General features: G+C 64.1%; 17 protein-coding genes. 8 read left to right on the forward strand and 9 right to left on the reverse strand.

Going from position 1 to position 18833, the window contains the following annotated elements; translation table 11 throughout:
* Positions 1 to 24: 24 nt before the first annotated feature.
* Genes AB0L63_RS26355 through AB0L63_RS26365 form a run of 3 tightly spaced genes read right to left on the reverse strand, consistent with a single transcriptional unit; the run spans position 25 to position 2672 of the window.
* Complete coding sequence (locus AB0L63_RS26355) at positions 25 to 540, reverse strand: hypothetical protein (RefSeq protein WP_364505728.1); 516 nt, start codon at positions 538 to 540, stop codon at positions 25 to 27.
* Entirely contained in the window at positions 537 to 1628 is a 1092-nt protein-coding gene (locus AB0L63_RS26360) for a MerR family transcriptional regulator (protein WP_364505730.1), read from the reverse strand. The genes AB0L63_RS26355 and AB0L63_RS26360 overlap by 4 nt, the downstream gene beginning before the upstream one ends.
* A gap of 51 nt (positions 1629 to 1679) precedes the next feature.
* The gene (locus tag AB0L63_RS26365; protein ID WP_364505732.1) at positions 1680 to 2672 is read right to left on the reverse strand and encodes a cation diffusion facilitator family transporter; all 993 of its coding nucleotides are present in this window, start codon (positions 2670 to 2672) and stop codon (positions 1680 to 1682) included.
* A 283-nt stretch (positions 2673 to 2955) separates the two neighbouring features.
* On the opposite strand from AB0L63_RS26365, the gene AB0L63_RS26370 reads away from it, so the two are divergent.
* Together AB0L63_RS26370 and AB0L63_RS26375 are read left to right on the forward strand one after the other, a co-directional pair.
* Positions 2956 to 3765: an SAM-dependent methyltransferase gene (locus AB0L63_RS26370; protein ID WP_364505734.1), complete on the forward strand. Its 810-nt coding sequence runs from the start codon at positions 2956 to 2958 to the stop codon at positions 3763 to 3765.
* A 24-nt stretch (positions 3766 to 3789) separates the two neighbouring features.
* A complete protein-coding gene (locus AB0L63_RS26375; RefSeq protein ID WP_364505736.1) occupies positions 3790 to 5079 on the forward strand; it encodes a diguanylate cyclase in 1290 nt (429 codons plus the stop codon).
* A 439-nt stretch (positions 5080 to 5518) separates the two neighbouring features.
* Here the strand turns inward: AB0L63_RS26375 and AB0L63_RS26380 are convergent, their stop codons facing one another.
* Entirely contained in the window at positions 5519 to 6097 is a 579-nt protein-coding gene (locus tag AB0L63_RS26380; protein WP_364505739.1) for a TetR/AcrR family transcriptional regulator, read from the reverse strand.
* Positions 6098 to 6328: 231 nt separating this feature from the next.
* Positions 6329 to 6781 carry a hypothetical protein gene (locus tag AB0L63_RS26385; protein ID WP_364505741.1) on the reverse strand — a complete coding sequence of 151 codons (453 nt, stop codon included), beginning with the start codon at positions 6779 to 6781 and terminating at the stop codon, positions 6329 to 6331.
* Positions 6782 to 6979: 198 nt separating this feature from the next.
* Between AB0L63_RS26385 and AB0L63_RS26390 the strand changes: the two genes are divergently transcribed.
* The 6 genes from AB0L63_RS26390 to AB0L63_RS26415 all read left to right on the forward strand — a co-directional run bounded on the left by AB0L63_RS26390 (position 6980) and on the right by AB0L63_RS26415 (position 12687).
* Positions 6980 to 7480 (forward strand): hypothetical protein, encoded by a 501-nt coding sequence (locus AB0L63_RS26390; protein ID WP_364505743.1) that lies wholly within the window; start codon positions 6980 to 6982, stop codon positions 7478 to 7480.
* A gap of 70 nt (positions 7481 to 7550) precedes the next feature.
* The gene (locus tag AB0L63_RS26395; protein WP_364505745.1) at positions 7551 to 8633 is read left to right on the forward strand and encodes a substrate-binding domain-containing protein; all 1083 of its coding nucleotides are present in this window, start codon (positions 7551 to 7553) and stop codon (positions 8631 to 8633) included.
* Positions 8634 to 8708: 75 nt separating this feature from the next.
* Entirely contained in the window at positions 8709 to 9479 is a 771-nt protein-coding gene (locus AB0L63_RS26400) for an ATP-binding cassette domain-containing protein (RefSeq protein WP_364505747.1), read from the forward strand.
* Positions 9476 to 10717: an ABC transporter permease gene (locus AB0L63_RS26405; RefSeq protein ID WP_364505749.1), complete on the forward strand. Its 1242-nt coding sequence runs from the start codon at positions 9476 to 9478 to the stop codon at positions 10715 to 10717. The genes AB0L63_RS26400 and AB0L63_RS26405 overlap by 4 nt, the downstream gene beginning before the upstream one ends.
* 62 nt (positions 10718 to 10779) lie before the next feature.
* Positions 10780 to 11976 (forward strand): ROK family protein, encoded by a 1197-nt coding sequence (locus AB0L63_RS26410; RefSeq protein WP_364505751.1) that lies wholly within the window; start codon positions 10780 to 10782, stop codon positions 11974 to 11976.
* Positions 11977 to 12141: 165 nt separating this feature from the next.
* Positions 12142 to 12687 carry an Rv3235 family protein gene (locus AB0L63_RS26415; RefSeq protein WP_364505753.1) on the forward strand — a complete coding sequence of 182 codons (546 nt, stop codon included), beginning with the start codon at positions 12142 to 12144 and terminating at the stop codon, positions 12685 to 12687.
* Positions 12688 to 12801: 114 nt separating this feature from the next.
* Here AB0L63_RS26415 and AB0L63_RS26420 read toward each other — a convergent pair whose 3' ends face one another.
* From AB0L63_RS26420 to AB0L63_RS26435, 4 genes are all read right to left on the reverse strand, one after another.
* Positions 12802 to 13662 carry a class I SAM-dependent methyltransferase gene (locus AB0L63_RS26420; protein WP_364505755.1) on the reverse strand — a complete coding sequence of 287 codons (861 nt, stop codon included), beginning with the start codon at positions 13660 to 13662 and terminating at the stop codon, positions 12802 to 12804.
* 788 nt (positions 13663 to 14450) lie between these two features.
* Positions 14451 to 15371 (reverse strand): alpha/beta fold hydrolase, encoded by a 921-nt coding sequence (locus tag AB0L63_RS26425; protein WP_364505757.1) that lies wholly within the window; start codon positions 15369 to 15371, stop codon positions 14451 to 14453.
* Positions 15368 to 17818, reverse strand: coding sequence for a glycoside hydrolase family 3 C-terminal domain-containing protein (locus AB0L63_RS26430; protein WP_364505759.1), 2451 nt, complete (start codon positions 17816 to 17818; stop codon positions 15368 to 15370). Before AB0L63_RS26430 ends, AB0L63_RS26425 begins: the two co-directional genes overlap by 4 nt.
* 96 nt (positions 17819 to 17914) lie before the next feature.
* Positions 17915 to 18511, reverse strand: a complete 597-nt coding sequence (locus AB0L63_RS26435; RefSeq protein ID WP_364505761.1) for a TetR/AcrR family transcriptional regulator — start codon at positions 18509 to 18511, stop codon at positions 17915 to 17917.
* Between the last annotated feature and the right edge of the window lie 322 nt (positions 18512 to 18833).

The raw sequence follows: 18833 nt of genomic DNA on the forward strand, positions 1-18833 counted from the left end.
ATCGGATTTGCGTGTCCGGTGGAGCTACCCGTGTCCGTGTGGAGCCGAGGCTCGTCGAGCGGTCGTCCGCGTCCGAATCGCTGCGGCGACTTCGTCGATCGCGGTGCGAATCATTGCGCCGTAACCGTCATTGCCGAGCGCATCCACATACCCTTGTGCTGCGTCGATCTCGCGCTGCGCCGCATCGAATGAACCGAGCCGCCGATAGTTGTCCGCCAGATTCAGATGCAGCGACGGGTAGAAACCCCGCACATCGAGATTCTGGTCGTGTCGTCGTAGCCGCTCATCGGTCAGGCCGTCCGCTGCGTCCAGCGCGCGAACGTCCCAGCACAGCGCCTGTGCCGGATCGTCATATAGATCGGCGAGGTAATGCGCCAGTGTGCACCGATGCAGTGGATCGCCCTGCGGTCCGAGGGCCGCCCATATCTCGAGCAGTGTGTCGCGCGCGGCCTGCGCGGATCCCGTCCGCCCGAGTTCGACGGCCCGCGTAATGGCGGTCATCGTCTCCTGTGCCGATTGCGTTGTGTCACTGACATTCATGCGCTGTGCCCTTTCGAATTCGTGATGGCAGTGGGCATGACGAGCATGGTCAAGTCACCATCGGTCGCTGAGCGAACGACTACTGGTGTGTCGGCCGCAGCGATATCGAGCATGATTTCCGGACCGATCGCACTCATCAATGCGGGCCGTAATGTTTTGGGAGAGAAGGCGAATTCGATATCAGGTCCGGTGACGGCTGCCGGGACACGCAGGTGCGCAGTCGGCTGCGACTGTGGTGAGCCGTGCCCGATGTGTCGATCGCAGGTCACGAAAAATTCGGACCCATCGACGGAGAAGATAACCTGCGCGGCAGTGCCATTCTCGAGCACAGTGAGCAACGCATCACGCCCAACTACCACCCGCGTTCGAACCGCCCCCAGCCCCGCCAACATCGCCCGATAGTCCGGAAACGCCGCATCGATGGTGCCGCATCGACGCTCGGAGCGATCGCCGGTCAAGACAAGTCCATCGGCGGCGGCACGCAGGCTCACCTCATCCAATTCCCGCAGCCAGGAACCGATTCCGCCCAACTCGCCCGCGTCGACAACCACCGACCACGCCCCGCCACTCGGCCGCACCGGCACCATCGCCCGCGTCGACAGTCGATACCGATCCGTGGCTGTCAACGTCACCGAATCAGCACTCGACTCCACCAAAATCCCAGTAAGCACGGGTATTTCGCGATTCAGTGCCGCTGCCGACCGCACCTGATCGATGGCTGCCGCCAACACCGCCGCGGACAGCACCACGCCCGCCCCGATCTCCTCCTTGATCACCCGCGCAACCGCAGCGGCCTCCCGAGCCCGCTGCGCAAGCTCCGCCACATGCTCGTCGAGCAACCGTCCCGCCTGTGCCCCGTCCCCGTGCAAAATCTCCGAAACGACCTCCAGCGGCACCCCGATTCCCCGCAGCCGCCGAATCATCGCCCCGCGATCGACCTGCGCCTCGCTGTAGTACCGATATCCGGTCACCGCATCCACCCGAACCGGAACCAGTAACCCGAAATCGTCGTAAAACCGCAGCGCACTGGCCGTAAGCCCGCAGGCCCGCGCCAGCCCGCCGATCGTGATCAACCCATCGCTCGCCACCGGCTCATCATGGAGTCTCAGGTAACCCGAAGGTCAATCAGCGGTGTGCGATCAGGACCGGTGTATCGGCCCGTGCGCCGCCGCGCAGTGCGCATCGTCGGTGGAGGCGTCCAGGTCCGACGAGTGGTCCACCTGCAACGTCGTATGTTCCACTGCGAATTCTTCGTGCAGCACGGTCTCGATCGTCGATCGAATCGCATGGCAGTCGGCCGCATCGTCGACGAGGACATGCGCCGACAGCGACGGCTGTCCAGAGGTGATCTGCCAGACGTGCAGGTCGTGGACCTCGGTGACCTGTCGGATCGCGACGATGCGCGCGCCGATGGTGTCGGGATTCAGGTGGGCGGGCGCGGCCTCCAGGAAGATGCGCCCCGATTCCCGAACCAGGGACCAGCCCGCCTTGATCATCAATGCCGCGACGACCAGCGCCGCGATCGCATCGGCCCGGGCGAATCCGGCCAACCACACCACCGCGCCCGCAATGGCGGTACCGATGAAGGCATAGAGGTCGTTGAGGATGTGCTGGAACGCGCCCTCGACATTCAGGCTGGTCCGATTGGCGCGGCTGATGCTCCACGCGGCGGCGATATTGACCATGATCCCGACCAACGCCGTGATCAACACCAGCGGCCCCTCGACATCCGGCGGATTGATCAGCCTGTTGATGCCCTCATACACGAACCACACCGCGAGCAGCAGCAAGGTAATCCCATTGGCCTGCGCCGACAGGATCTCGACTCTCTTGAACCCGTAGGTGTACCGACCCTGCGCCGGACGTCGAGCCAACCGGATCGCGATCATCGCGAGCACGATCGAGGCGGCATCGGTGAGCATATGCGCGGCGTCGGAGATCAGCGCGAGTGAATGCGCCAGCAGGCCGACGACCACCTCGGCCAGCATGAACGTGACGATCAAGCCGAGTGCGATGGCCAGCCAGCGCGGATTCGAATCCGCCGAGACGCCGTGGTCGTGGCTGTGGCCGTGCTTGTCCGAATGGTGGTCATGCGCATGGTCATGATCCGTGTGCTCAGCCTCTTCGACCATCGCTGCCGACCCCTTCGGCGACACGCACTGCTCGCCCATAGTCGAACGCTCCTTCCGCTGCAGAATGCTGCCGTTCGACAGCGTAGCTTACATTGCACTCATGCGCATGTGTGAATATGGATCGCCGTGCGAAAGTGCCGACCAACAGTGGCGAATTCGTGATCATTCGGACCAATCGGCCCGACTACTATGCGGACTACACCTCTCGGTGATCAACAAGGCGGTATCCGGCGGTGCGGACCTGGACGGGTTGGTCCGATGAGGCAGAGGCAGAGGGGATGCGATGGACAGGCCGGCGTGGGCACCCGAAGACGTGGATATGCAACAGGCGAGCCCGGCACGGATGTACGACGCCTTGCTGGGCGGTTCACACAACTTCGAGATCGATCGCAAGGCCGCCGAGGTCGGTAAGCAACTGGTGCCCGACCTGCCTCGCCTGGCGCTGAGCAATCGGGCTTTCCTACGCCGCGCCGTTCGCTTCATGGTCGACCAAGGGGTACGTCAGTTCCTCGACATCGGTTCGGGCATTCCGACCGCGGGCAATGTGCATGAGATCGCACAGTCGTTGGATCCGGAGATTCGCGTGCTGTACGCCGATATCGATCCGGTGGCCGTCGCACACGCCCGCGCCATCCTGGTGGCCAACGACAAGGCCGCGGCCGTCGAGGCGGATCTGCGCAAGCCCGATGAGCTGCTCGCGCGAGTCCGCGAGACCGGCCTCATCGATTTCGCGCAACCGGTCGGCCTGTTGCTGGTGGCGGTGTTGCACCTGCTCTCCGACGAGGACCAGCCGGTCGAGAAGGTTTCCGTCGTGCGTGCGGCCATCCCCGCCGGGAGTTACGTCGCGATCTCGCACCTGACATCGGAGCTACGCCCCGAGGATGCGGGCAAGCTCGGCCGCCGTGCGGCCGACGTGACTCATGTCGGCATCCACTTCCGCTCGAAAGACGCCATTTCCGCGATGTTCGAAGGGTGGGCGCCGGTCGAACCCGGCGTTGTCGAACTACCCGCCTGGCGGCCGGAATCCGAACGTGACCTACACGAGACGCCGGGCCGATCGCTCGGCCTGGCGGGCGTCGGCCGGAAGGTCTGACCGGAGCGGTGGCAGGGGGTTCGTGTGGGGATCCGTGAGCTAGCGGTTCGATGGGCGGATGCGCTCGATGGCGCTGTCGCTCCGGTCCTCACCCGAAGCCAAATCGAAACTCTGCTAGCGGAACTCGTCGATGTGCTCGTCGCGGCGGTGCGCGGGAGGCGGGAGGTGGCGGTCGCACAGGACGCCGCCGCCGTGCTCGTCGCGGCGAACTACCGTGACCAGATTGCCGTCAGCCGTTCGGTTCTGGTCATCTGCCGGGATATGGTTCGTGAAATCTGCCCCACCGGAACCGAATCCGATTACGTGGCAGTTCGCGAGCGTGCAATAGTTGTCGCTGCCGAGTTCGCCGCTGGCTTTACCTCAGCGCTGCGGAACGCGGCGTTAGGGGAGCAGGAAACCATACTCGCTGCGGCATTTTCGGCCGCGCAGGAGGCCGAGGTGCGAAGGCAGTTGTCGGAGGCCAGGTTCGAAGCGGTCTTCGCGGGAGCGTCGGTTGGTATCGGGACGGTCGACGTTACCGGCCGGGTGCTGGAGGTGAACGCGGCCATGGCCGATATGATCGGCCTACCCGCGGCCACGATGCCCGGCCGGTCGGTCGCCGAATTACTCGGCCCCGCGAATATCAGTGACGCCTATGCCAATTTGGAGCACCTACTCAGCGGTCGGACCGACCGCTTCCGCCTCGAAACCGACCATCTCCGACGCGACGGCACCATCACCAGCATCGACCTGTCCATGTCCGCGGTCCGCGACAACAGTGGACAGGTCCGCTTCCTGATCGGCGTCGCCGTCGATGTCACCGAGCGAAAACAACTCGCTGATCGGCTGTGGCACGATGCCAATCACGACAGCCTCACCGGCCTGCCCAACCGTGTGCTCTTCTTCGATCGACTGGCGAATGCTATTCCGCCGGTTGGTGTTTGCTATCTGGACCTCGATGGGTTCAAGGAAGTGAACGATGTGTGGGGACATACGGTAGGGGACCGGGTGCTGCGCGACGTCGCCCAGCGCCTTCGTGAATCCGTCGAATCCGTCGGCGGGTTGGTTGCGCGAATCGGCGGCGACGAGTTCATCGTGCTAGTCGAAAAGTGCACGGGCACAGAACAATTGGAAACAGTATCGGCACTCCTGCTCGCCGGTCTGGCCACCCCGATGCAGGTGGCCGGACGACCGGTGGTCGTGGGCGCCAGCATCGGAACCGTTTTCGCCGAGGACCGCCCCGCCGACATCGACGAAATGATGCATGCCGTCGACACCGCGATGTACCGCAACAAGGCCACGGGAGGACGCCGCCTCCGGCGCGGATTGCCTTAGCCGCCAACCGAAGGTCGACCAGATCCACTTGTCAGTGGTGTCATAGATGACCCGTAGAGCCACCCGCCGGCATCGCCGTGGCGCGGCGGTTGGGAATGACCAAAGACGTTGTGCTGCGGGAGTTTTACCCGCATCGGGGGCGGCGGCTAGATGTGCCGGTCTGATCAGTGCTGGTTCCGTTGTGGCGGGCATCGGCCAGGCCCATTGTGCTGGTCCCTGCCAGTGCCACCACCGATCCGTGCTCGCTGATCAGCCACCGCCCGCAGATGCAGCGCAGGTAGCTGGTGGCGCCGTGTGCGGACACAAGGGTGGGGGATGACCAGTGACCGCGTAGGTCACCATCGCGGTCGCGGGCATCACGCAACGCGCCATACCGATCGGCGAGTGGCGCGGCTCTGATCCTTGGCCGTCCAATGGCCCTTTTATGGCGTTGGGCCGGTCAGCTCGGGGTGTCGGCGAGCTGGGTGATGAGGAAGTCGAGCCGCTCGTCCTGACCGTCCGGGGGAATGCGGCCGCTGGCCGACAGGGTGGCTATGCCGTGCAACGCGCTCCAGATGACTTCGGCGAACAGTTCGCGTCGCGCGTTGTCCGGGCGAAAGCAGCTGACGAACTCGTCGAAGGCGGCGCGCAGTGGGGGCGGTGTCTCGGCGTGCGCGAACTTCACGTCGGTCGGCATGACGAACATCGCCTGGTAGAGGGCGGGGCGCTCGGTAGCGAACTCCAGGTAGGCGCAGCAGACGGCGTGCAGGGCCTGCCGTGGCTCGGGGTTGGCCAGCCGGGCCCGGCGTAGGTGGGCGGTGAGTTCGCCGAACCCGTCGATCGCGACGGCGCGGACGATGGCATCCTTGCCGCTGAAGTGGCTGTAGAGCACGGGCTGGCTGTACTCGACCCGCTCAGCGAGCCTTCGCGTCGTCACCGCCTCCCAGCCTTCGGCTTCGGCGAGTTCGCGGGCTGCTGTGATGATCAGCTGATGGCGTTGGGCGCGTTCACGTTCGCGGCGCTCTTTGACGGCGGACATACCGACATCTTGCTTATTCACACTCAGCCGCGCATTCCCAACAATCGTGATGCCTCCGCTGACGACCCAAACCTGTTGCCCACCGGGAAGTCCCGCCTCGTGAACCGCGCCGCGCCACTCGTCATGCTCCATGCCGAGTTCGATCGGAGTTCGCTATCGGACAGCTATCCCCACTACTCGAGGATATTGCACCGGACAAGCCTGGGACGTCACCGCCCCAGGCTCCGGCCGCTACGAAGCGGAAATGATCCCGCCATAAATACTCCAGGTCCGCCCCTTGGACGTGCAACTGAAACTGCCATGAAACCCCGACTCGCACCGCGCCCCCGCGTGCTCGATAAACGCACCCCACGTACCAGCCCCCGTCTTCACATTCACCAGATCCGGATTACCACCCGGCAACGTATGCGCCCCAACCCCAAACGTCGGATGCGCAGGCAACCACGCCTGATCGATCACGATGTCCCGTGCCGGAAACAGAAACGGCAAAAATTTGTACTGAACCTGCACCTGATTCGTGAAATCGCACCCGACAGCCCCATCTCCCGCAATCGAGCAGTTCATGGACCCGGACGAGAAGTACACCTTACCCCCGTCATCGGCCTGCGCCGTTGCGCCGAATAGCACCGGTGCCAACCCCGCCACCGCCAACATCCCAACAACCTGTTTCACGATGTGTCGCATGCGAACTCCTCAACAATGTCGATAGTGCGGAAGTCGAACCACTTGTCTGTCGAACCTATCCAAGTATTCGTTTCAACCATCCCGATAGACGGGGTGTCGACACGCGCGGCGACCGGTGCGGACACGGCGGCGCGGCGATGTCGGCCGAATTGGGCGCGGGCAAGGGCGGTTAATCGCAGGTAACAGCCACTGTCGTGGGTGATCGAGCATGAGGCTGAACGAAACACGACAACGTGCGGGAGGGGCGCGTGGGTGATTTTGGATTCGCCTGAAGGGCGCGAATTCTGCAGCGTGGTATGTCGGCTGGATGCTGGCGTCCCCACCGCTGCCTACGTCCTCGCCCCCGAACTCAGAGCCGACCGAACTCCGATCGCGATCCACTGGTCCGGCGAAGTGGTTGCAAATGGCCAGCCCGCCAAGCGATTACCGCGCACGGCAATGGCTCGGCTGGCCTCGGTCATCCGAAGTAAGGACTCCGTGGCCAGCAGGTTCGAGACCGACCTGGCCGACATCGGCTGTGCCATGAAGGTACGCACCACATCGCAGACCCTGGACATGGTCCGTACTTGCATCGACTTATCCATGCGGACACAGGCTTCCGAGGACCGGGTCGTTGATCGGCGCTCACCGGCCGTGGCCGGATTGTTATGGCGAACAACAAATATCTTTGCGAAACGGCTGTGCTTCGGGTCACGGTGAAATATGTTGCATCAAACAACATTCGCTGCCCGGCCTGGTCGGGCGGTGGTTCGACGAAAGGCTCGCCCTCATGCGTAAGGGGATCCTCGGCATCGCGGCCGTATCGGTTGCGCTTCTCACCTCGCTCACTGCCTGCGGGGACGACAGCAAGGACTCCGGTGGTGGAGGTGCCAAGATCGGTGTGATCCTGCCGGACAGCAAGACATCGGCACGGTGGGAGACGGCGGATCGGAAGTATCTGCAAGCGGCCTTCGATGCGGCGGGGATCAAGGCGGATATCCAGAACGCGCAGGGGGATAAGAACGCTTTCCAGACCATCGCAGATCAGATGATCACCAATGGCGCCTCGGTGCTGATGATCACCAACCTCGACAGCGGGACCGGCAAGGCTGTGATCCAGAAGGCGAAATCGCAGGGTGTGACCGTAATCGATTACGACAGATTGACTCTCGGCGGTGGGGCGCCGTTCTATGTTTCCTTCGACAATGTGAAGGTCGGCAAGTTGATGGGAGACGGGCTGGCCAAGTGTCTTACCGATAAGAAGGCGGTCAATCCGATCGTCGCCTATCTCAACGGCGGACCCACCGACAACAATGCGACGCTGTTCAAGAACGGTTACGACAGCGTGCTGAAGCCGAAGTTCGATGCGGGTGAGTATGTGAAGGGGCCGGATCAGGCGGTGCCGGAATGGGATAACACCAAAGCGGGCACCATCTTCGAGCAAATGCTCACCGGTACACCGAATCTCGGCGGAGTCGTCGCTGCCAACGACGGGCTCGGCAATGCCGCGATCGCGGTGCTGAAGAAGCAGAAGCTGAACGGCCAGATCCCGGTGACCGGCCAGGATGCCACGGTCCATGGCTTGCAGAACGTGCTCGCGGGCGATCAGTGCATGACTGTCTACAAGGCCATCAAGACGGAGGCCGATGCGGGTGCGAAGTTGGCGATCGCGCTCGCGCGGGGTGAAAAGGGCGAGGCGAACAGCACCGTCGATGATCCCGAGGCGAATGCGAAAGTGCCTGCGGTGCTGCTGGAACCGAAGGCGATATTCAAGGAGAACGTGAACGACGTTGTCACGGACGGCTATGTCACCAAGGCCGAGCTGTGCACCGGCGACTTCGCCAAGCTCTGTGCGGATAATGGGGTCCGCTGATCGTGATATCCCGCCCCTTCCGCGATTCGATGAGGGGACCGCGGAAGGGGCGCCCCAACTCGAGGAGCTACGCCCATGCCGGAGATACCGGTCATCGAATTACGCGGGATAGAAAAGAGTTTCGGTCCTGTCCATGTATTGCACGAGGTCGCGTTCTCCGCGTACTCGGGTGAGGTGACGGCGCTGGTCGGCGATAACGGCGCGGGCAAGTCCACCCTGGTCAAGTGTATCGGCGGCACCCATCCGATCGATTCGGGGGAATTCCTGTTCGAAGGCAACCCGGTGCATGTGCACAATCCGCGCGATGCCGCCGATCTCGGAATCGAGATCGTTTACCAGGACCTCGCGCTCTGCGACAACCTCGACATCGTGCAGAACATGTTCCTTGGTCGAGAAAAGAAGCACGGGCTGGTTCTCGACGAATACGGCATGGAGGAACTGGCCGGAAAGACCTTGGCGGGCCTATCGGTTCGGACGGTGAAGTCGGTGCGACAGCGGGTGGCGAGTTTGTCCGGCGGTCAGCGCCAAACGGTCGCGATCGCGAAAGCCGTGCTGTGGAACAGCAAAGTGGTGATTCTGGACGAGCCGACGGCCGCGCTGGGTGTCGCGCAGACCCAGCAGGTGCTCGAACTGGTTCGCCGACTTGCCGACAAAGGCCTTGCGGTGGTTTTGATCTCGCACAATATGAATGACGTCTTCGCGGTTTCGGATCGGATTGCCGCGCTGTATCTCGGCCGGATGGCGGCCCAGGTGCGCACTGCTGACGTGACGCACGCGCAGGTCGTCGAATTGATCACCGCCGGTCGCAGTGGAAGTCTCGGCCTCGGAAATGGAGCAAGTGTATGAGCGCCGTGGTTACGGATAAGCTCGAGGCCACGTCCTCGCCGGTGAATGAGCTGGTCAACTCGTATGTCGGGCGGGTGCGCAGCGGGAATATGGGTGCGCTGCCGTCGATTATCGCGCTGGCAATGCTGTCGGTGGTGTTCTGGATCGCACGGCCGGTTTTCATGACGCAGGGCAATTTCGCGAATCTCTTCACCCAGGGCGCGGCCATCGCGGTGATCGCCATGGGGCTGATCTTTGTGTTGCTGCTCGGTGAGATAGACCTGTCGGCCGGCTTCGCCAGTGGCGTGTGTGCGGCGGTACTCGCGGTATTGCTCACCGATAAGGGATGGCCCTGGTACGCGGCGGTTCTCGTCTCACTGCTGACCGGCGTCGCAATCGGCCTGACCATCGGCACGATCGTGGTGAAGATCGGAATCCCCTCGTTCGTAGTGACATTGGCCGCGTTCCTGGCTTTGCAGGGTGTCGCGCTGAAGATCATGGACAACGGGCGCAATATCTCGATCCACGATGAGACGATCGTCGCGATTGCCAATAAGAATGTGCCGCCTTGGCTCGGTTGGATCATGTATGTGGTACTGGTGGCGGGATTCTCGGTGATCCAATACCGAAAACTCCGGGCGCGCACCAAACGTGGGCTTACGGGCGAGACCGCACCGGTGATCGCGTTGCGGATCGCGGCGGTGGCCGTGGTGGCGGGTGCTGCGGTGCTGATCCTCAATGAGGAACGCAGCCGCAATCCGGCGATCAACTCGCTGGAGGGCATGCCGATCGTGGTGCCGCTGATCGTTGCGCTGCTCCTGCTCTGGACGTTCGTGCTCAACCGCACCTCGTTCGGCAGACATATCTACGCGGTCGGCGGTAGCGCCGAAGCGGCTCGGCGCGCGGGCATTCCGGTCGACCGGATCAGAATCAGTGCCTTCGTACTGTGTTCCACAATGGCCGCGGTGGGCGGACTGATCGCGGCATCGCGAGCCAATTCCGTCGACCCGAATACCGGCGGTAGCGATGTGTTGCTGACCGCTGTCGGAGCGGCGGTGATCGGCGGTACGAGTCTGTTCGGCGGGCGCGGTCGAATGCTCGACGCGGTGCTCGGAGCGGCGGTGGTCGCGGTGATCAATAACGGAATGGGCCTGATGGGCTACAGCGCGGGCACCAAATTCGTTGTGACAGGATTCGTGCTGCTGTTGGCGGCGGGAGTGGATGCGCTGTCACGCAAGCGTGCGTTGCCAGGAAGTTGACCGACTGACCATTTCGAGCGACCTGCAAGCAGTCGCCAGCGACCGGGACGAGGTTCGCCCGAATGAGAGCTGCACCTTCCCCGGACGAGATCCGGCGGCAGAACCTTGCCGTGCTGCTGCGGCATGTCCACTCGAGCGGCCCTATATCGCGGGCGGCGCTCGTCGAGCGGATGGGGCTCAATCGCAGTACCATCCTGGCGCTGACCGCCGACCTCGCCGCGGCCGGTCTGGTCAGCGAGGAGCTGCCGGGGCAGACGGGGAAGGCGGGGCGACCGTCGCTGGTGGTGCGGCCCGAGTCGGAGCGGGTATACGGGTTGGCGCTGGATGTCGGGGCGGACCGGCTCGCGGTGGCTCGGGTCGGTTTGGGCGGGGTGATTCTCGATCGGCGGGAAACGCGCCGTCCCGGTGGCACATTCGATCCGAATGATGTGATCGGTGCGCTGGCGACCATCGCGGAGAACATGATTCGCGGGTCCGGACCCGAGACCGTCTGTGTGGGTGTGGGAGTCGCGTTCTGCGGGATGGTGCGCGAAGAGGACGGTGTCGTTCGGTACGGACCGAATATCGGCTGGGTGGATGTGCCGGTCGGGGCGCGGCTTTCGGAGCGTCTCGGGTTGCGCGTCTCGGTCGGTAACAATGCCAACCTCGGTGCGCTCGCCGAACGCGAGCGCGGTGTCGGCATCGGTGTCGCGGACATGATCTACCTGCACGGTGAGGTCGGTATCGGGGGCGGAATCATCATGGGCGGCAAGCTGCTCGGTGGGGAGGGCGGCTATGGCGGTGAGGTCGGGCACATGATCGTCAATCCGGGTGGACGGGCCTGCACATGCGGGTCGTATGGCTGCCTGGAGGCCGAGGCGGGCGAGCTCGCGTTGATCGCGGCTGCCGGACGGACGGATCTCACCGGGCGTGCGGCGGTGGAGGCGATCGTGGATGCCGCCGCGCGCGGTGACGCTACCGCCCGAGACGCATTGCACCAGGTGGGGGAGTGGCTCGGATACGGTGTCGCCAATCTGGTCAATATCTTCAACCCGACCATGGTCGTGTTCGGTGGCGTGCTCCGCGAGGTCTACCTCGCCTCCGCCGCCCAGGTCCGCAGCAGGCTCGCGGTGAACGGACTGCTCGCGGTGCGCGAACGGGTCCGCCTGCGCACCTCCGCCCTCGCCGACGACGCACCCCTGGTCGGCGCCGCCGAACTGGCCTTCGCCGACGTCCTCACCGATCCCCTCCAAACCTTCGCCCGCATCTCCACCGACTGACGTATCAAGATCAGGTGGAATCTGTGCAGGCATCGGCCCCGATAAGCGTCCGCCACCAGTTCCACCTGACCTTGATCGTGTGATGCTTTACCTGCGGCGATATTCGTGGAATGCTGTCGCGGTCCGAGCTCGGGGTAGTAGTTCGAACTCAATTGGGGGTGCTGCATGGAAAGACATCCGTCGGGGCTTTCGTATGCGCCGAGGACCGAGCCACCATTATTGCCGTACCGTCCGGCCGGGAGCCGTGCGGAATTCGAGGATCCGCGACGTGCGGCACCGTGCCGTACGCCGCTACCGCGGAAAGATCAGACCGGACGATCCGGCCCGCCAGGTGTGCGGCGGGCGCTCGGTGCCGGGCATGGCGGGCTGGCGCCGGTCGTCGAATTGGATTCGACGGCAAAGCTATTCGTCGAGCGTGCGCTGCGGCTTGCACTCGAAGTACTCGATCACCGCCGCCCCGTCGCCCAACTCACCACGATGGCCACGCCCGCGGTGGTCGCCGCAGTGCGGACCATAGTCCGAGCCGACCTAGCACCCGGCCGCACACTCGGCGTCGCCGTGCTCTTCCGCGCGAACCTCATGATGATCGACGCCTCGACCGCGGAAGTCTTCGCCAGCTACGACCGCGGCCGCCAACACTTCGCCATCGCCGCCCGCATCGCCCGCACCCGTTCAACGGACTGGAAGTTGACTGTCTTCCGGGTGCGGTGAGGGGTTGGGTGTTCGGCCCGCGTCGGTGGTATCGCCGCGCGGGCCGGACGGCCGAGAATCCGCCCGTGCGGTGAATCCGATGCGTGCCAGTGCTGGACCAACTCGGCTGCTGACCTACGCGGTTCGCGTGGCACACAACACATGTGGCGCAACGGTAGCGACTTGTCGCGGCTCGATACCGAGATATTCGGCGATGAGGTGCGGTGCGTCGTGATCGTCGACATGATCGAATCCCGCCTCCCGCAAGATATTTGCGATCTCATCGGCGGTGAAGAAGCTCAGCCAGGGTTCACCCATGGCAGCCACTCGATCGGCTCGCGCGGTGCGCTGACCCATTTCCTCGGGCGTGGCCGCCGAGGTGGGATAGAGATAGTCGAATACCAACCGCATCGGCGTCGCCTGGTCCGCGACGAACCGCAAGGTGTCCAGAATCGTATCCCGAGTCAGGTACATGACGACACCGAGCCAGATGAATACGGCCGGTTGGCTCCGATCGAACTCGGCGGCGGCCAATCCTGCTGCGAGCGTTTGGCTTTCGAAGTCTACCGGCGCGAAGGTCAGCGACGCCGGGAGTTCGATGCCCGCCGATTCGAGTCGCTGCCGCTTCCACGCCTGGGTATCCGGATGATCGACCTCGAATACCCGTACATTCGGATGGGGGTTGCGGTAGGCGAAGGTATCCAGTCCGGCACCGAGAATCACCACCTGCCGGGTGCCCGTCGCCACCGTGTCGGCAATGGTGTCCTCGGCGAAGCGCGCACGGGCGGCCAGGAACAGACGGCGACGGCGGCGCATATCGGTGGTGATGTCGTCCGGAACCGTAGCGGTCTCCAGATCGGCTAGTTGCTCGGGCGTGGCGCCCGCGATGCGAACGGCCAGCGGATCGGTGAAGATGCGCGGTTCACTCGCGATCTGGTGGTAGGCGCGAGCGTAGGCGGTGGCGAGGGCGGTGCGACTTGGCTGACCGAGTTGCATACGCCGAACCTACGTGGGTGCTGCCCGCCGCGCTATGTCTTCGGTTCCCTCGCTGCGCTCGGTCATGGTGCCGCGGTATCCGAGCAGCCATTCGGTCTGCTCGATGCGATACGTCGGCCCGGGTCAGTCCCGGATGGTCCCGCCCAGCACATCCTGTGCGCCATAGAAGAGCAAGAGGACGTAGTACAGAACCATCGAGATCGGTTCAGTGGGAATGTTCATGTTTCCTCGAAGCTTCCCCAGCAAGCTGCCCGGCACCAAATGGCCGGTTCGGTGAAAACTACGCCATTCGCCGCCGTTCGGTATATCGAGTCGGCAAATCGGGTCGATATCTGCCCGTTATCGTGGCCACATCGCAACGTTGTCGCGATGTGCACTACGGCTGTGCCGTCATCGCGCCACAATCACGGCTATCGCACTGCGCACGACGACGGCGGTTACGGTCACCCAACCGCAGGAAGTACCGGTCGCGGTGCAACCCGCGGCACCGGTGCCACCGCCGCCTGAATCGGATCCGGGCTTCTACCAACCGCCCGCCGAACTGGTGGCGAGCAAACGGGGCCAGGGTGCAGCGGCTACTCGTGGAATTCATTCGCGGACGACATCTGCGCCATCGTGTCGACGGCGACGTTCTCGATGATCTCGTTCTGGCTTTGGGCCACCGATAGGCGGATCAGGGCAGTTCGGTCCCACCTACCTCTTGCCGACGCCGTCGACGCTCGCCACCGTTTCGATATCGTTGGCGCACAAGCGATCGGGCCTGCATCCGAGACATTCGCCCTCATGAATTAGCCGGTTGAATCGTCCTGGCACGGAATCGGGCGCACCGTCGAACGATCGAGGGCATTGAGCACGAGTGCGGCGGTGGTGGGTGAGAAGACCGTGCCGTTGTGTCCGGCCTTGCTGGCGGGGCAAACGTTTTGGAGGACGTAGTTGTCGACACCGGGCTCCGCGATCACGGCAGGGTTCTGGCCGAATGCCACGATCGGGTCGAACCGGCTGCTGATGGTGGTGTAGGCGACGCCGGGGACGGTGACCGGTCCGGAGTTCAGGTCTTGTAGAAAGGCCGACCCGGCCAGTAGATCCCGGACCGCGGGCGGTACCGGTAGCTTGTCGCGGAGATTTCCGGTATTCAGCACAGTCGCGCCGAGATCGCCGAGTGCGCCGTGTGTCGGCGACGAGATGGTGGTCACCGAACGGACGCCGCTGGCGATCTCCGGATCGGTTTTCACGATGTACTGCGCCAAGATGCCGCCCTCGGAATGGCCGATCAGGTCGACCTGGGCGACGCCGAGTCGGGTGGTCAGCGCGGACAGTTCCTGCTTGATCTCGACCGCCGAATCGGCGACCGGACCTTTGCCGCCGGCCTGCATGGCATTGCTGCCGCCATAAGAGAAGGAATAAACGCACAGACCCGCGTTGGCAAGGGCCGGTCCGAGATAGCCCCAGGCTCGATACTCGTCGCCCGCGAAACCATGCAGTAAGACAACGGGAACCGCGCCCGGCACGGTCGGCACGCAGTCGTACCGGTTGACACCGGGTGGTGTCGGCGCGTCGACCTTGCCTTCCTGTGCCCATCGGGTTTCCTCGGCCTGCACCTGCTCCCAGGTGGCGGTCGGATACGGTCCCGGCTCGGCGGCGGCCACTGGCATCGCGGCCGCGCAGAATGCTAATGCGATGAGGGCCAGTGTGCTTCGGCGAAATCTCATGCGTGCGGTCCTTCGAGCTCGATGGCGGTGGTCAAACGGATATCGGCAACCGATCGACCGGTCAGCAGGTCGTAGGCGGTGGTGGGTTGTACCCAGGTTTCCGTTGTCTCATCCCAGGATTCGGCGGCTCGGCGGGGGATCGGGATCGCCACCTCAGCGGTCTCGCCCGGCTCGGCCCGCACGACCGCGAAGGCGGCCAGTCGCCGGTCCGGTCGGGATGAATGGGCGATATACGTCTGGATCGTTTCGCGGCCGGGGCGATCGCCGGTATTGCGAACCCGTACGGTCAGCGTGCCGAGAGCGCCGGCCTCCGGATCGGGAGCGAACGCGGCGGTCTCGTATTGCCAGGTGGTGTAACCGATTCCGTGTCCGAACCAATACGCCGGTGCTGTCGAAAGTCGTTGCCACGCACGGTATCCGATATAGATGTCCTCCGCGTACGACAGAGCGCCGTCGGTCGGGGTGACATTCAGTACCGGCGCGTCGTCCTGATCCGCGGGCCAGGTGGTCGGCAGCCGTCCGCTCGGTTCGGCCCGGCCCATGAGCACATCGGCCAGTGCGGCACCGCCTTCCTGTCCCGGAAACCACGTCAGCAGGATCGCCGCGACATCCTCGGCCCACGGCATCTGTACAGGGGAGCCGGTATTCACCACGACCACGGTGCGCGGATTGGCGGCCGCGACCCGTGCGACGAGCTCATCCTGGCGACCGGGCAGTAGCAGCGATGCGCGGTCGAAGCTTTCGCTCTCCACCTCGGGGGTGGTGGCGACGATTACCACCGCCACATCGGCCGCGGCCGCTGCGGCGACCGCTTCTTCGATGAGTGCCTCGGGATCGATATTTGGGTCCTGATGACCGAGCGAGAACTTCGCGAAGGCAATCGGCAGCTCTGGCATCGTCGTCATGGTATGCGTGAGGTTCACCGAAACCTGCTGTCCCGCAGTGAGTTCGATATCGATCGGCATCTCGGGCGGGCGGAGGAAGGCGGCCAGTGGATCGCCCTGCGGGACGATCCGGTCGTCGAAACAGATCGCATCGCCGACGGTCAGCCGGAACGGCCCGATGCCGGTGATGGCCAAGGTATGCGTTCCCGTCGCCCGTGGGGTGAACGTCCCGGTGACAACGACCCGATGCAGTTCGCCGACCGCGATACCGTCCGGGAATTCCCCGATCCACTCGATTGCGGCCTCCGGCAGCGGATGCTCGCCGAGCAGGCGGTCACCCGATCCGTATAGCTGGACCCGCAGCTCGAAACCTTCCTTGGCGGCGGGAATCTTGACTCGGGGATCCGCACCGACGGCATAGACGAGTTCGGTATCCGCATCGAGCACGGCCCGCAGGCCGTCGAGCGGTGCGACGGTATGCGACGGGAAGACCTGGGCGCTACCACCGCCGAGCGCCCTTGGCTGGTCGGCGGTCTGGCCGATCAGCGCGATCCGGCCGACCTTACCGAGCGGGAGCACATCGTTCTCGTTGCGCAGCAGCACAATCGAGCGTTGCGCGATCTCGTGAGCCAGCGCATCGCCATTGATCGTTGCGGGGAGCGTCACGACTTCTGGTGGCGTCCCGGCCAATGCGCCGACCCGGGCCGCCAGCCGAAGCACATGCCGTGTCATCCGTTCGACCGTCTCGGCTGGAACATGCCCTGCGCGAACCGCTTCCGCGAGAGCTCGACCGAAGACCGACTGCGGTCCCGGCATCGCGATATCGAGTCCGCCAACGGCAGCGCCGACGGTATTGCGAGCCGCCGTCCAGTCCGAGACGATTACGCCGTCGAAACCCCAACGTGCACGCAGGATTTCGTTCTGCAATGCGTTGTGCTCGGTCATCGTTACGCCGTTGACACTGTTGTATGCCGCCATCAGGGCCCACGGCTCGGCCTGCTCGACCACGGTTTCGAACGGCGCCAGATACAGCTCGTGCAATGCCCGCTGGGATACCCGCACATCGACGGTGAATCGGTCGGTCTCGGAGTCATTGGCCACGAAATGCTTCGGTGTCGCGGCCACACCGCCCTCCTGCACCCCGGTCACATAGGCCGCACCGATTGCCCCGGTCAGCAGCGGATCCTCCGAGTAACACTCGAAATGCCTGCCGCCCAAAGGGCTTCGGTGCAGGTTGAGCGTCGGAGCCAACAGCACGTGCACGCCCTTGCGCCGGGCCTCCTGCGCGAGCAGCTGCCCGGCCTTGCGGGCAAGGGGCGGATCCCAGGTGGCGGCCAGCGCGGTCGGGCTCGGCAGGGTGATCGAGGGATCCTCCGGACCCCAGTGCACGCCGCGCACGCCGATCGGACCGTCGGACATCACGACGGACGCCAGCCCGATATCCGCAACCGCGGGCAAGGACCACATGTCCTGTCCGGCAAGCAGCCGGCAACGGGTATCCAGATCCAGTGCGGCCAATGCCTTTTCGACTACTGCCTCGCGGTCGGCGCGGTGATTCGCCATATCGGTCGACTCCCTTGTTTGTCTGACGCGGGGGTATCTACCTCGAAGTATGGTTGATCTACCTAGTAGTCGGTAGGTAATGTTATCAATAAGTTATCAATCTGAACCGTCGTCGGGGCGGATCAATTGCAGGAACTTGCGCAGCAGCGCGGGCATATCGACATCATCCGGCGACAGCAACCACTGCTGCTGCAAACCATCCAGGGCTGCGATCAGTAGCACGGCGGCATCCCGGTGTGAGACGCCGTGCGGCGGATCGCCGCCCAGGTCGCGCTCCAGTAACGCCGTCAGCCGCTCCCGGGCCTGCGCGTACCGATCGACGAAGTACTCGCGCGCGGGATGATCCTCGGTGACGCTCTCGGCCGCGAGCACCGTGAACGACTGCACGATTCCGGGGCGCTCGGCATTGCGTTCCACCAGTTCGGCAAGGAAATCCAGGGTTGTCGCATGGCCCTGCGCGGTGGCGAGCAGCACGTCGAGATCGTTCTGATCGCGCAGTTCGAGCACATTCGTCAGCAGCGTCTGCTTATTGGGGAAATAGTGCAACACGCCCTGCTGGCTCAACCCGACCCGCTCCGCGACGATCGCGATGGTCGCACCCTGGTAGCCGCGTTCCGCGAAAACCTCCAGGGCTGCCTCCAGGATTGCCCGGCGTCGAACCTCGTGACCGACCCGGCCCTGGGCCCGTCTCATGTGGTGCACTCTTCTGCTGCGTCCATTGTTCGCAGACTAGCGAATTGCCATTGACGGCGGCGGTTTCGGCGCGTCTACTTTCTATCAACGCTAGCTCTAGCGTTGATAGAAATCAGAGCAAATAAATGCCTCCGGCCAGTCGATCGTCGAGCCGACGCCGACCGTCGTGAACCGTACGCCCTACACCGAACTGGTGGCGAATATCGCCGACTCGGTGCTGGCCATCCCCGGCCTGGCGGAGCCACTGATGTAGGCGCTGCTTCGATCTGTCCGCCTACGGCCTTTCGCCCAGGAATCCGGTGCGGCGCACAGCACGCGGCGC

The sequence above is a fragment of the Nocardia sp. NPDC051990 genome, assembly GCF_040680755.1.
In the GTDB taxonomy this organism is placed as follows: domain Bacteria; phylum Actinomycetota; class Actinomycetes; order Mycobacteriales; family Mycobacteriaceae; genus Nocardia.

Excerpts from the sequence above, each read along its gene's own strand:
- AB0L63_RS26355 (WP_364505728.1), bottom strand. The coding sequence starts at position 540 with ATGAATGTCAGTGACACAACGCAATCGGCACAGGAGACGATGACCGCC.
- AB0L63_RS26365 (WP_364505732.1), bottom strand. The coding sequence starts at position 2,672 with ATGGTCGAAGAGGCTGAGCACACGGATCATGACCATGCGCATGACCAC.
- AB0L63_RS26370 (WP_364505734.1), top strand. The coding sequence starts at position 2,956 with ATGGACAGGCCGGCGTGGGCACCCGAAGACGTGGATATGCAACAGGCG.
- AB0L63_RS26380 (WP_364505739.1), bottom strand. The coding sequence starts at position 6,097 with ATGTCCGCCGTCAAAGAGCGCCGCGAACGTGAACGCGCCCAACGCCAT.
- AB0L63_RS26385 (WP_364505741.1), bottom strand. The coding sequence starts at position 6,781 with ATGCGACACATCGTGAAACAGGTTGTTGGGATGTTGGCGGTGGCGGGG.
- AB0L63_RS26395 (WP_364505745.1), top strand. The coding sequence starts at position 7,551 with ATGCGTAAGGGGATCCTCGGCATCGCGGCCGTATCGGTTGCGCTTCTC.
- AB0L63_RS26400 (WP_364505747.1), top strand. The coding sequence starts at position 8,709 with ATGCCGGAGATACCGGTCATCGAATTACGCGGGATAGAAAAGAGTTTC.
- AB0L63_RS26405 (WP_364505749.1), top strand. The coding sequence starts at position 9,476 with ATGAGCGCCGTGGTTACGGATAAGCTCGAGGCCACGTCCTCGCCGGTG.
- AB0L63_RS26410 (WP_364505751.1), top strand. The coding sequence starts at position 10,780 with ATGAGAGCTGCACCTTCCCCGGACGAGATCCGGCGGCAGAACCTTGCC.
- AB0L63_RS26415 (WP_364505753.1), top strand. The coding sequence starts at position 12,142 with ATGGAAAGACATCCGTCGGGGCTTTCGTATGCGCCGAGGACCGAGCCA.
- AB0L63_RS26420 (WP_364505755.1), bottom strand. The coding sequence starts at position 13,662 with ATGCAACTCGGTCAGCCAAGTCGCACCGCCCTCGCCACCGCCTACGCT.
- AB0L63_RS26425 (WP_364505757.1), bottom strand. The coding sequence starts at position 15,371 with ATGAGATTTCGCCGAAGCACACTGGCCCTCATCGCATTAGCATTCTGC.
- AB0L63_RS26430 (WP_364505759.1), bottom strand. The coding sequence starts at position 17,818 with ATGGCGAATCACCGCGCCGACCGCGAGGCAGTAGTCGAAAAGGCATTG.
- AB0L63_RS26435 (WP_364505761.1), bottom strand. The coding sequence starts at position 18,511 with ATGAGACGGGCCCAGGGCCGGGTCGGTCACGAGGTTCGACGCCGGGCA.